10 protein-coding genes and 1 pseudogene are annotated in these 13,342 nt (G+C 50.2%); all 11 read left to right on the forward strand.

Annotation, left to right across the window (positions count from 1 at the left end; genetic code table 11):
• The first annotated feature begins 254 nt into the window (after window positions 1–254).
• Entirely contained in the window at window positions 255–1,793 is a 1,539-nt protein-coding gene (gene trpE / locus AC6RGY_RS02850; protein WP_499859690.1) for an anthranilate synthase component I, read from the forward strand.
• Window positions 1,790–2,827: an anthranilate phosphoribosyltransferase gene (gene trpD, locus AC6RGY_RS02855; RefSeq protein ID WP_499859691.1), complete on the forward strand. Its 1,038-nt coding sequence runs from the start codon at window positions 1,790–1,792 to the stop codon at window positions 2,825–2,827. The genes trpE and trpD overlap by 4 nt, the downstream gene beginning before the upstream one ends.
• The gene (trpC, locus tag AC6RGY_RS02860; RefSeq protein WP_499859692.1) at window positions 2,817–3,599 is read left to right on the forward strand and encodes an indole-3-glycerol phosphate synthase TrpC; all 783 of its coding nucleotides are present in this window, start codon (window positions 2,817–2,819) and stop codon (window positions 3,597–3,599) included. Before trpD ends, trpC begins: the two co-directional genes overlap by 11 nt.
• A complete protein-coding gene (locus AC6RGY_RS02865) occupies window positions 3,596–4,246 on the forward strand; it encodes a phosphoribosylanthranilate isomerase (RefSeq protein WP_499859693.1) in 651 nt (216 codons plus the stop codon). Before trpC ends, AC6RGY_RS02865 begins: the two co-directional genes overlap by 4 nt.
• Window positions 4,224–5,438 (forward strand): tryptophan synthase subunit beta, encoded by a 1,215-nt coding sequence (gene trpB, locus AC6RGY_RS02870; protein WP_499859694.1) that lies wholly within the window; start codon window positions 4,224–4,226, stop codon window positions 5,436–5,438. The genes AC6RGY_RS02865 and trpB overlap by 23 nt, the downstream gene beginning before the upstream one ends.
• Window positions 5,435–6,244, forward strand: a complete 810-nt coding sequence (trpA, locus tag AC6RGY_RS02875) for a tryptophan synthase subunit alpha (protein ID WP_499859695.1) — start codon at window positions 5,435–5,437, stop codon at window positions 6,242–6,244. Before trpB ends, trpA begins: the two co-directional genes overlap by 4 nt.
• Window positions 6,234–7,388: a prephenate dehydrogenase gene (locus AC6RGY_RS02880; RefSeq protein WP_499859696.1), complete on the forward strand. Its 1,155-nt coding sequence runs from the start codon at window positions 6,234–6,236 to the stop codon at window positions 7,386–7,388. The genes trpA and AC6RGY_RS02880 overlap by 11 nt, the downstream gene beginning before the upstream one ends.
• A 10-nt stretch (window positions 7,389–7,398) precedes the next feature.
• Window positions 7,399–8,691, forward strand: a complete 1,293-nt coding sequence (gene aroA / locus AC6RGY_RS02885; RefSeq protein WP_499859697.1) for a 3-phosphoshikimate 1-carboxyvinyltransferase — start codon at window positions 7,399–7,401, stop codon at window positions 8,689–8,691.
• 359 nt (window positions 8,692–9,050) lie between these two features.
• The gene (locus AC6RGY_RS02890) at window positions 9,051–9,437 is read left to right on the forward strand and encodes an ArsR/SmtB family transcription factor (RefSeq protein WP_499859698.1); all 387 of its coding nucleotides are present in this window, start codon (window positions 9,051–9,053) and stop codon (window positions 9,435–9,437) included.
• Window positions 9,430–11,523: a heavy metal translocating P-type ATPase gene (locus AC6RGY_RS02895; protein WP_499859699.1), complete on the forward strand. Its 2,094-nt coding sequence runs from the start codon at window positions 9,430–9,432 to the stop codon at window positions 11,521–11,523. Before AC6RGY_RS02890 ends, AC6RGY_RS02895 begins: the two co-directional genes overlap by 8 nt.
• Before the next feature lie 183 nt (window positions 11,524–11,706).
• Window positions 11,707–13,242: pseudogene (gene tnpB / locus AC6RGY_RS02900) on the forward strand (IS200/IS605 family element RNA-guided endonuclease TnpB).
• Window positions 13,243–13,342: the final 100 nt, after the last annotated feature.

A 13,342-nucleotide genomic window follows, 5' to 3' on the forward strand; every position in this document is an offset into this window, starting at 1 on the left:
GACAAAAAGTAGAAACCATTTGTCGCAAGATAGAACGAGGAAGGGAAGCCTTCGTCTTTTTTTATACCATCAACGATCTCACGGTAGAGGTTGTTGTTGGTTCTTTTATAGGTGGACTTTCTTCTCCTTTCGTGCGTCTTATGGGATGGCGAACTTTTTTGTCTAAGTAAAAGGGAAGATGAACGGTAGAATTTACTTCTTTCTGCACGTTTGTTTATGTCTTTTAGGGAGTGAAATATAAGGGGGGATCCGATGTGTATTTTCCAAGTATGACCGAGTTGCGGAAACTCGCACAAGAGTATGCGATGATTCCGATTGGCAAGAAACTGTTTGCCGATATGCAAACGCCCATTCGCTTGTACCAACGAGTGGCGAACCAACCCTATTCATTTTTACTGGAAAGCGCTGAAGGAGGGGAGCGTAGGGGCCGATGGTCATTTATTGGCACGGACCCTTTTTTGATTTTTCGCTCCCGCAAAGGCGTAGTGAGCGTGACTGAAGGGGATCAAACAGAAAAAATGAAATCGGATGAACCGATGAAGGTGTTAGAGGAGATTCTCGCTCGCTATCAGGCACCTCAACTGGAAGGCGCACCACCTTTTCTAGGTGGGGGTGTCGGTTATGTCGGTTTCGAAGCCGTAACAACATTTGAAGCGGTTGCACGTCCTGAGGGAGAAGATGATCCTGATGTGGATGATGTACACGTGGTTTTTTGTGATCGGTTGATGATCTATGATCACTTGAAGCAAGACTTAACCTTAGTCATCAACCTACACGTTCCGCCACAAGTGGATGAAGCGACACTGACTGCCAAGATAGAAAAAACGAAAAAAGAGATTGAAGCGTGGATCGAAGAGTTGCAAATTCCCGACAGGGAGTCGGCGTCGGTCTCTTCTATCCATCCGTTGGATGTTGTGCTGGACGAGGCACGTGTACGTTCCAATACGACCAAGGAAGCCTATTGTCAGGTGGTGGAGCAAGCCAAAGAGCATATTCGCCGAGGCGATATCTTTCAGATTGTTCCTTCCCAGCGGTGGACGTGGGAGGATGCACCTTCTTCTCTCGAGGTGTATCGAGTGCTAAGAACTCTTAACCCCTCTCCCTATATGTATCACCTTTCGCTAGGGGAAGAGAAGGTAGTGGGCACCTCACCTGAGATGCTGGTGCGTGTGACCGATGGCTTGATGGAGACAAGGCCGATTGCAGGCACTCGTCCACGTGGAGCAAATGAAGCCGAGGATGCTAGACTGGCGCAAGAGCTTTTAGCGGATGAGAAAGAGCGGGCCGAGCATGTGATGCTTCTTGATCTCGGTCGCAACGATATCGGACGGGTGGCACGTTATGGTTCAGTCAAAGTGACGGAAGAGATGCAAATTGAGAAATATTCGCACGTCATGCACATGGTTTCGCATGTGACCGGAGAGTTGGCAGAAGAGAACACAGCGATGGATGCCTTTACGGCCTGCTTTCCAGCAGGAACGGTAAGTGGTGCACCTAAAGTGAAAGCGATGGAATTGATCGGGAAGATGGAACCCGGTCCGCGTGGAACCTATGCGGGCGCTATTGGTTACTTTTCTTTTTCGGGCAATCTGGACAGCTGTATTGCGATTCGAACCCTTCACTTTAAAGGAGGACAAGCCACCATCCAAGCGGGCGGTGGTGTCGTTGCAGACTCGGTACCGGAGAAAGAATACGAGGAGTCCTGTAATAAGGCACGTGGCATGATTCGTGCGCTCCAAGTCGCAGAACACTTATTTCACACGGGTGAACTACATGGGAGGAAAGAGAAATGATCCAGCAAACACTATCAAAAATGGTCAGCGGACACGATTTATCACGCGAGGAAGCAAGTCGACTGATGGCGACCATGATGGAAGGGGATCTGACTCCCTCTCAGGCGGGTGCAGCATTGACAGCCTTGCGTATGAAAGGAGAAACCGTAGAGGAATTAGCCGGCTTAGCAGCGGCTATGCGTGATAAAGCCCTTCGTCTGACTGGTGTAGATGAAGATGCGGTCGATACGTGTGGTACGGGAGGCGATGGCGGTAGGACATTTAATGTATCTACCACAGCCGCCATTGTCGCGGCGGCCGCCGGCGTCAAAGTGGCTAAACACGGCAACCGAGCCGTCTCGGGAAAGAGCGGAAGCGCGGATGTCTTGGAGGCATTGGGTGTCGATATTGGTCTCTCGGAGAAAGAGGCGGCCCGTGCCTTGCAAACGACAGGAATTTGCTTCCTCTTCGCTCCTCTCTTTCATCAAGCGATTAAGCATGTGATGCCAACAAGGAAAGAGCTCGGTTTTCGTACTAGCTTTAACTTGCTCGGACCGCTCGCCAACCCAGCTGGGGTGAAACGGCAATTGGTGGGGGTATTTGATCCGGCATTAACCGAACCGGTGGCGCAAGCTCTGCTGGCTTTGGGAGCAAAGCATGTCATGGTGGTTGCCGGGATGGACGGCATTGATGAGATCTCCGTCACCGCAGAAACGAAGATCTCGGAAGGGAAAAATGGTGAAGTATCCACCTATACGGTGACTCCTGAAGAATTAGGGTTAAAACGTTCCAGCTTAGCCGATCTAGCGGGAGGCGATGCGGAAATGAACGCAGATCTGGCACGTCAAGTTTTACAGGGTGAGCATGGAGCGAAACGAGATGTGGTTCTAGCCAATGCAGGTGCTGTCATTGAGCTTGCCGGGCTGGCCCATGATATTCAAGCAGGAATCACGATGGCGGCGGAAGCGATCGATTCCGGCCGTGCTATGGAGAAACTAAACCAGATGGTACAAGGTAAATTCCGCGACGAGGAGGGGATCTCTCATGTTTCTTGAACGGATTGCTAAGGTAAAGCAAGAAGAGATCACCCACTTAAAAGAGCGACTTCCCCAGGAAGAAGAGGCGCGTGTCGCCTCCCTTCCTCCTTGTCGTTCGCTGGCAGCGGTTATCAAACGGACAGATGAGCGTCCGGCGATCATTGCCGAAGTAAAACCCGCATCGCCTTCGCGTGGGGTGATTCAGGAACAGGTCGATCCGGTGGCGATTGCCACACAATATGAAGCAGGCGGTGCGGCGGCCATTTCCGTGCTGACGGATCGTTCCTTTTTTCAGGCTGACGCCAAAAACTTAGAGTTGGTCAAAAAAACGGTTGCACTGCCCGTTCTGCGCAAGGACTTTATTCTAGATGAACGGCAAATATTGGAAAGTCGCCTCTTGGGAGCGGATGCGATTCTTCTTATTGCGACACTACTAGAAGAAGAAAGATTGATTCAGCTAACACAGGCGGCGCACTCCCTTGGCTTGGAAGTATTGCTGGAAATCCATGAGGAGACAGAAATTGCTCGTGCGGTTGCAGCCAAGCCGGATGTTATCGGTGTGAACAATCGGAACCTCTCTACATTTACGACGGACCTTGCTCAGACTGAGCGGCTACGTCCGCAACTCCCTTCTTCTCTCCCGATTATCGGTGAGAGTGGCATCCACTCGCTTGCCGATTACGAACGGTTAGCTTCTGCCAAGGTGGACGGTGTACTCATTGGTGAGTACCTCATGCGGCAGGCAGATCCGGCTTCTACCTTGCGCGAGCTAAGGGGGCAATCGGTTTGAGGACAAAAATTAAGCTGTGTGGCCTGCAACGTCTGCAAGATGTGGACATTTGTGCCTCTCTTGATATCGATGCGGCCGGTTTTATACTCGTTCCCAATCGCAAACGGACCGTTACACCGCAGGATGCGGCAACGTTGACGAAGCGCTTACCCTCTTCCATTGTCAAAGTGGGTGTGATGAAAAATCCGACAGTGGCTGAGGCGAGCCGTTGGCTGGCTGACGCCACGTTCGATCAGATTCAGCTTCACGGAGAGGAATCGGCGGAGCAATGTCGGCAGTTGTATGAACAGCTAGGTGTCCCCTTGATCAAAGTGATTCGTATGGACAAAGGTGAAAGTACTCTGGATGTAGGAGCCTACGCCCCCTATGTGGAAAAGGTTTTACTCGATTCCGGCGTTGGCGGAATGGGTCAATCCTTTTCATGGGAAGGCATTCCCGAGTTTGCGAATCCTTGGCGTGCGCAGGGGGTCGATGTATGGGTGGCTGGTGGTCTCACTCCAGAAAATGTGGGCCAACTAGTGGGGACTTATGCGCCAGATGGGGTAGATGTCTCCAGCGGGATTGAGCAGAATGGCAGCAAAGATCGTCGGATGATGGAGCAGTTTGTGGAGAGGGTGAGAAGCTATGACAAGCAAACAGCGCAGTAAACAGAATGAAGGGTTGAAGGGCCGTTTTGGTGCATTTGGCGGTCGCTTTGTACCTGAGACATTAATGAATGCATTAGATGAACTGGAAGCGGGTTATCACCAAGCGATAGCGGATAAAGGATTCCGCCAGGAGTTGGACACTCTGCTAGAAGAGTACTCGGGTCGCTCGACCCCTCTGACCTTTGCTCCGCAGTTGACGAAGCATGCGGGTGGTGCTCGTATTTATCTCAAGCGGGAAGATCTCAATCATACGGGTGCACATAAGATAAACAATACGCTCGGGCAAGGGCTACTCGCCAAGTGGATGGGCAAAAAGAAATTGATCGCCGAAACAGGAGCGGGCCAACATGGAGTAGCATCGGCTACCGTGGCTGCTCTTTTTGGAATGGAATGCAAAGTTTTTATGGGAGAAGAAGATGTCCGACGGCAGAAGTTAAACGTTTTTCGCATGGAGCTCTTGGGAGCGGAAGTGATTCCCGTCACATCGGGAACACGCACTCTAAAGGATGCGACCAATGAAGCGATCCGCTACTGGGTGAGCCACGTAGATGATACTTTCTATCTCATCGGTTCTGTGGTGGGACCACATCCATACCCCACTATGGTACGTGATTTTCAGCGCGTTATCGGGGATGAAACGCGGGCGCAGGTACTAGCGAAAGAAGGGAAACTCCCCCACGATGTGATTGCATGTGTAGGTGGTGGCAGCAATGCGATTGGCATGTTTACGCCATTTGTAGAAGATGAAGAAGTGCGCCTACATGGGGTTGAAGCTGCTGGTCATGGGGTAGAGACCGATCAGCACGCTGCTACCTTGACGAAAGGGAGACCTGGCGTGATCCATGGTTCACTTACCTATCTTCTGCAAGATGAGCATGGACAGATCTCTCCTCCGCATTCGATTTCGGCAGGTCTAGACTATCCTGGAGTAGGACCGGAACATGCCTATTTAAAAGATAGTGGCCGTGTTCGTTATACCACAGCAACCGATGAAGAGGCACTGGATGCTGTGCAATTGCTGTCTCAGAAAGAAGGAATCCTGCCAGCACTTGAATCTGCCCACGCGGTAGCTGAAGGGGTGCGTATTGCTGCGCAACGCGCACCCGACGAAATCGTCGTCATCTGTCTCTCTGGGCGTGGCGATAAAGACGTAGAGTCCATTCGTGCGGGACTGGAGAGGAGAGAAGGATGAATCGTATTGAACAGTCATTTCAAAAAGCAGGACGAAAGGTAATTCCCTTCGTAACCGCAGGTGATCCCAATCGAGAGGCGAGCCTGCAATTGATTCAATTGTTGGATCAAGAAGGAGCGTGTGCCATCGAATTGGGCGTTCCGTATTCCGATCCGTTGGCCGATGGACCTGTGATTCAGGATGCATCGGCGCGTGCATTGTCAGCGGGCATGACCCTAAGTGGGGTGTTGGAACTTGCACAAGCGGCGCGTGAACGTGGGGTGAAGGCACCTCTTATTCTGTTTTCCTATATTAATCCCCTTCTCCAATTTGGCTTGCACGAACTCGTGAAACAAGCGAAAAATCACGGGTTGGATGGTTTTATCGTACCGGATCTTCCTTACGAGGAAAGCGAGGAATTGCGCCAGTTGGCCGACGAGGCTGACTTATGTCTCATTCCCCTTGTCGCTCCCACTTCAGAGGAACGGGTGCAAAAAATTGCAGAGACCGCGCGCGGATTTGTGTATTGCGTCTCTTCACTGGGTACGACCGGTACCCGCGCTTCTTTCGCCAGCAGTGTCGATTCTTTTTTACAAACGGTAAGGGAAGTATCAAAGGTGCCGACGGCGGTTGGATTTGGCATCTCCAATAGGGAGCATGTGGATCGCTTCTTACAACAAGCGGATGCAGTTGTTGTTGGAAGTGCGCTGGTCCGACAGATAGAGCAACGTGCGGCTGTGTTGACAAAAGAAGAGAATGCGGAAACCGCTTGGGAAGAGATTCGACAATTCTTTCGCGCGTTAGTGGCAGATGACCATGAGAAATAACAACGGTGTATCACACTCATCCAAGTCGTTAAAAGCGGTGGTTTTAGGAATTGGTCTTATCGGAGGGTCGCTGGCACTCTGTTTAAAAGAGCGGACCGACCTGATTGTTGAAGGGTATGATGCGGTGAGCGAAAGCCTCGTGGTGGCAGAGTCTCTCGGTGTGATCGACCGGGGGCATACCCAGCTTGCGCCCGCTGTTCAAGATGCGGACTTTATTTTCCTTGCTACTCCAGTAAGGGCTTCTAAAGAGTTACTGACACAGTTGGATAGCATGCCTCTAAAAGGAGGATGCATCATCTCCGATGTAGGCAGTACAAAGCAAGAGATCGTGCAGCATGCAAACGTGTTGCCACAGTTGAGAAACCGCTTCATCGGAGGTCATCCGATGGCCGGTTCCCATCGGACCGGTGTACAAGCGGCACATGCGCTTCTCTTTGAAAATGCCTACTTTGTTTTGACGCCACTTCCTCATATTCCATTGGCACACGTAGGGGCATTATCGCGCCTTCTGGAAGAAGCCACGCGTGCCAAATTGGTGATGATGGCCCCTGCTCATCACGATCGGGTGGTGGGAGCCATCAGCCATTTGCCTCACATCATTGCCTCGGGATTGGTGGAACAGGTAGATCATTATAATGAAGAGAATGAGTGGTTTCATCGCTTGGCTGCAGGAGGATTTCGCGATTTAACGCGTGTGGCGGCAGCTGACCCTGTTATGTGGCGTGATATCCTTTTATCCAATCAAGAGCCCCTGCTCAACTTGATGGATGATTGGTTGGAGGAGATGAAGGGGATTCGCTCGGCGATTGCTACAGGGGATGCCGACGGAATTGAATCCTTCTTTGCTCAGGCTAAATCCTCACGCGAACGTTTGCCTGAACGAAAACGCGGAGCCTTACCTGCGGTGTACGAATGTTATCTCGATGTGCCCGATCGCTTAGGCATGATCGCTGAAGTGTCTCAGCTGCTTGCAAAGGAAGAAGTAAACATCCAGAACATCGGAGTGATGGAAAACCGCGAGGATCGTGAGGGAGTGATGAGGCTGGTTTTTGCGAAGGAACAAGCGCTCAATCGAGCCCTCTCCGTCTTGCGAAACCATGGATATCCGGTCTATGATGGTGAAGATAAGAAAGAAAACAAATGAGGCGATGTTGATGCAAAAAATCCAACTCAAACCGCCAAGGCGTCTGCAAGGAGAGGTGACGGTGCCGGGAGACAAGTCGATCTCCCATCGTGCCGTCATGTTTGGTGCCATCGCCAATGGCACGACCCGTGTGGAAGGTTTTTTACCTGGTGCCGATTGCCGGCAGACGGTAGACTGTTTCAGACGCATGGGTGTAGCGATTCGGCAGGAATCAGAAACGTCCCTTATTATTGAAGGAAAAGGATGGCGGGGATTGACGGAACCTGCTTCCTTTTTGGACGTGGGGAACTCTGGTACCACCATTCGCCTTTTGGTCGGTATCTTAGCAGGTTGTTCTTTTTACTCTGCGGTACAGGGAGATGAGTCGATCGGCCGTCGGCCGATGGACCGCGTAATCCGTCCACTACGCCAAATGGGTGCGCAGGTAGATGGGCGAGCAGGTGGTCGTTATACGCCTCTGGGAATTCGGGGAAGCGAACTGACGGGAATCGATTATGAAAGTCCGGTGGCCAGTGGACAAGTAAAGTCGTGTCTCCTGTTAGCCGGTTTACAAGCAGAAGGTGTGACGCGTATAAGCGAACCATCGCTGTCGCGGGATCATACCGAGCGGATGCTTCCCAGTTTTGGCATCGATCTCACGGTGGAGGAAGGCGCAGTAGCGGTTAAGGGAGGACAAGAGTTGACGGCAACCGAAGTACAGGTACCGGGAGATATCTCCTCTGCCGCCTTTGTGTTAGTAGCCGCCCTCCTTGTACCGAAGAGTACGATAACGATTCGCAGCGTCGGGCTAAACCCGACACGAACGGGCATCTTGGATGCCTTGCAGGCGATGGGAGCGGAGCTGACCATTGTCGAAACGGCGACCCACTGCGGAGAACCAGTAGGAGATATCACCGTTCATCCGTCCGAGCTGAAAGGGACACCTATCGGGGGAGAACTTATTCCGCGCCTCATTGACGAAATCCCGATTCTTGCGCTACTGGCAACACAAGCAACAGGGCGGACGCTCATCACGGATGCAGCGGAATTAAAGGTAAAAGAGACGAACCGCATTCGGTCCACTGCGACGGAATTAATAAAACTCGGAGCGCAAGTGGAGGAGACCGAAGATGGACTGGTCATCGAAGGACCCACACCGCTGACGGGAAACACCTGTGATAGTCATGGCGATCACCGCATTGGCATGATGGCGGCTGTCGCTGGTCTGATTGCCACTGGTGGAGTAACAGTGGAAAATGCAGAGGCGATCGATGTTTCCTTCCCGGGGTTTGTGGAAGTTTTTCAGCAGTTGATGCTTGATTGATGAAGGCTCTACAAAGAGAATCGCACTCTTTGGCTATACTGGGAGTAGATGTTTTCTTTGTATAGAGGGAATAGCAGGCAACAAAAAAACCGTACCTTAGAGGGTGCGGTTTTTTCGTGTGCAAGCCGTTTACTGTAAATATGTGCGACAGCAAAAGTGCTGGCACATCTTCTTGAACGAGGTGCCCCGCATGGACGTAAGAAGAGTAAGGTTTTGAAGAGGCACAAATCTCCCGTTACCGCTCGCTCTCATGGGCTACTATACAATAACAATAAAATGTTCATTTGAACATTGAAATGAGTTTCCTCCTTATGCTACACTACAATCAAATAAACATAAGAATGAATCGAGGAGAAGGCATGGCATCTACCAAGAATAATCCTAAGCAACAGAAAGAAACGTGTGATGTGGTTTGTTACGACGAAGCAAAAGTGAAGCGATTAAAAGGACTGGATTGGAACCTTGGAGGGGTATCTAGTATCTTCAAAGCGTTGGGAGATGATACGCGCCTCCAGATCGCCTATATGTTAGCAGAGGAGGGAGAGTGTTGCGTCTGTGATGTCGCCAATGTATTGCAAACATCGATCGCAACCGCTTCTCACCATCTTCGCCTCCTGAAAAACCATGGCTTGGCGAAGTCGCGCAAGGAGGGGAAATGGGTATTCTATTCTCTGGACGATGACCATGTAATCACCATGATTCAGATGGCGCTGGAACATGCGAAAGAGGGGAAGAGTCATGAGTAGCACATACAAATTAGAAAATTTATCTTGCGCTCACTGCGCTCGTAAGTTTGAAGATAATGTGAAGGACATCTCTGGTGTCAAGGACGCTACGGTTTACTTTGGTTCGCTCAAATTGCGAGTCGAAGGAAAGGCTACCTTAAAAGAGTTGAACGAAGCAGGGAAATTTGATGGAATCAAAGTGGTGGAAGCGGAGAAAGCAACAGAAGGATCACAAAAAAAGAAATGGGATATGACCCGTACCCGCGTCCTCTTATCTATGTTGTTTCTTCTTATTGGTGCTTGGGCGGATTGGACTGGACAGATAGGTAGTGCAACAAGCGTATGGTTTTATGGAGTGGCAGCGCTGACGGGTGGCTATACGATGTTTCTCCGCGGATTGCGCAATCTACCGCGTCTCCAATTTGATATGAACGTCCTGATGACGATTGCTGTAACGGGGGCGGCCTTGATCGGTGAATGGCGGGAAGGAGCGGTCGTCGCTCTCCTGTTTGCCATTAGTGAAATGCTAGAGAAAGCCTCGATGGATCGCGCTCGTCGCTCGATTCGCTCTGTCATGGATCTTGCACCACGGACCGCACTGGTTGTAAAAGATGGAAAAGAAGTGAGCCTTCCCGTAGAAGAGATTGAAGTGGGAGATATCGTGCGGGTGCGTCCAGGCGAGAAAATCCCGATGGATGGAATGGTTCGCTCTGGTAAAAGCATGGTGAACCAAGCGGCGATTACGGGTGAATCGGTCCCTGTAGCGAAAGAGATAGATGACGAAGTGTTTGCAGGAACGTTGAATCAGCGTGGTTCGCTCGAGGTGGTTGTTACGAAGCGTGTAGAAGATACAACCATCGCGAAGATCATTCGCTTGGTGGAAGAATCGCAAGCGCAACAAGCACCTGCTCAAGCTTTTGTCGACCGGTTTGCGCGCTGGTATACCCCGCTGGTTATGGGGCTAGCGCTTGCGATTGCCATACTACCGCCACTTTTATTGGCGACGAGCTGGGAAGAATGGATTTATCGTGCCCTTACCCTGTTGGTCGTCGCTTGTCCATGTGCTTTGGTTATTTCCACACCCGTGACGATTTTGTCAGCGATCGGTAACGCTGCCAAGCAAGGTGTCTTGGTTAAAGGGGGCGTTTATCTAGAACAAGTAGCTAACTTACGTGCGCTCGCCTTTGATAAAACGGGAACCCTCACCCATGGTGAGCCCGAAGTGACAGATCGCGTTCTCTATGCCGACATGGATGAGAAGACATTGATCCAGCGTGCCGCCTCGGTGGAACGGTACTCCGAACACCCCTTGGCGCGAGCGGTTCTCCATGATGCGAAACATCATGATTACCCGCTATTGGCAAGTCGGAACTTTGAGGCGTTTACGGGTAAAGGAGCACGTGCGGAAGTAGATGGGGAGGAAGTCTACGTAGGTAGCTTGGCACTCTTCGAATCTTTCGGTTGTGTCGATGAAGAGATGAGGGTAAGAGCCTCTCAGTTACGCGATCAAGGAAAAACAGTGATTATGGTTGGTACGCCTCTACAGGTAGAGGGAATGCTTGGTTTAGCGGATCGCTTGCGTGAAGAAAGTAAGTCCATGGTGCAATCTCTCCATCAAGCGGGCATCGCCGATCTAGCGATGCTGACGGGGGATCATCAAGATACCGCCAAAGCCATTTCCCAGCAGGTAGGAATTGGTCATGTGTATGCCGAATTATTACCTGATGAGAAAGTGGAACAAGTGCACGCTCTCATCAAAAAGCATCAGCGTGTAGGGATGATCGGGGATGGTGTCAACGACGCTCCTGCTTTGTCGACAGCTACAGTAGGCATCGCCATGGGAGCGGCTGGATCGGATACAGCGTTGGAAACCGCCGATATTGTCTTGATGGGGGATGATTTGTCCCGTCTACCTTTTACCATTCGCTTAGGAAAAAAAGCGATGCGGGTTGTGAAGCAGAATATAACCTTTGCTCTCGTGACCAAGCTGTTAGCCGTTTTACTCGTTTTCCCAGGCATTCTCACCTTGTGGATTGCGATTGCCGCCGATATGGGAGCGACCCTACTCGTTACGCTGAATGGAATGAGACTCTTTCGGTCTAAGTGAGGAGGGATGATGAAGGGTATTTGTTTAGAGATAGATCTATCCTTCTTGCTGAAATTCACCACCCACTTCAAGCGAGGCTCAAGTGGGTGGTGAATTTCAGTTCGGCGATAGCCGAAAGGCTCTTGTTTGAGAGCGCCCTCTATGATATATTCAGAATTAACTAGAAAAAAGGTTGTTATATAAATGAAATTAGATAGCAATAATCATTCAGCCTTCAGTCTCACTTATCACTTGGTTCTTGTCATTAAATACCGAAGAAAAGGAATCAATGATCCATTATCAGAGAGAGCTAGGCAAATGTTCGTTCATATCGGTAGCAAGTATCCTATTACCTTACTAGAATGGAACCATGATCATGATCCTGTCCATGTGTTGTTTAAAGCCCACCCGAAAACAGAATTGTCAACGTTTATTAACGCTTATAAGAGTGCGAGTTCTCGTGTGATCAAAAAAGAGTTTCCCCATGTAAGAAAGGAATGATGGAAAGCGTATTTTTGGTCAAGAAGTTTTTGTTTGTTCACAACGGGTGGAGCGCCGTTGGACGTGATCAAAAGTTCTATTCAGAATCAAGGGAAAAAGGGAGGGGATAAGATGCACAAGGCGTTTAAGTTCCGTTTGTATCCAACCAAGGAACAAACGACGCTCATGAACAAATCCATTGGCTCTAGTCGTTTTGTATTCAATCACTTTCTTGCCAAATCCCACGAAGAATACAAAGAGTCTGGTAAAAGATTAACGTACACCGCTTCCGTGAAGCTCCTTACGGAATTGAAAAAACAGTTTGATTGGTTAAAAGAAGTGGATGCTCACGCCCTGCAATCTTCTCTTAGAAACCTCGATGATGCGTTTGGGCGATTTTTCAAGAAACAAAACGAGCGACCCCGCTTTAAAAGTAAACGGAACATGGTTCAATCCTACACAACCAAGATTGAAAAGAAGAATCAGCGTCCTCGTGTCAGTATCGTCGCCAATCGAATCAAGCTACCTAAGCTAGGATGGGTGAGGTTTGCCAAGTCCCGCGAGGTAAAAGGACGCATTCTTTCGGCTACCATCCGTCGCAGTCCATCAGGCAAGTACTTTGTATCCGTCCTGTGCGAGGTGAACCAAAGCCCTTATGCTCCTGTCAATCCCAATCAATCGGTTGGGGTGGATCTTGGTCTCAAGGATTTCGCTATCCTTACCGATGGGACGAAAGTCAAGCCTTCTGCGTATTTCCGCCACTATGAAAAACAGTTGGCGAAGGCACAGCGCATCATGAGTCGTCGAACCAAAGGTAGTTCCAACTGGCACAAAGCGAGAATCAAAGTGGCTCGCATCCACGAACAGATCACGAACGCCCGCCATGATTTCTTACATAAGCTGTCTTCCAAGCTGATACGTGAAAACCAAACGATTTGCATCGAAGACCTACAGGTAAAAAACATGGTGAAGAACCGCAAGTTGGCGAAGTCTATCACCGATGCTTCGTGGTCGGAGTTTGTCGCCATGCTCGAGTATAAAGCCAAGTGGTATGGGAGAACGGTCATGAAGGTAGGGAAATCCTACCCCTCCAGTCAGCTATGCTCTTCCTGTGGCTACCGAAACAAGGAGGTGAAAAACCTCAATCTAAGGGAGTGGACATGTCCAGCGTGTCGCACCCATCATGACCGAGACATCAACGCCTCCCTGAACATCTTGAAAGAAGGATTAAGGATTCTTGCCGTTGGGACGACGGTGTAAGCTTGGAATCGATCCTGTCACTAGATGGGAGCTCCCAAGAATCCCGCACCTCTTAGCGTAGCGTAGGTGGGGGAGGTTCAATTAACTACAAGGAGGATGA

The organism is Mechercharimyces mesophilus (genome assembly GCF_059818345.1).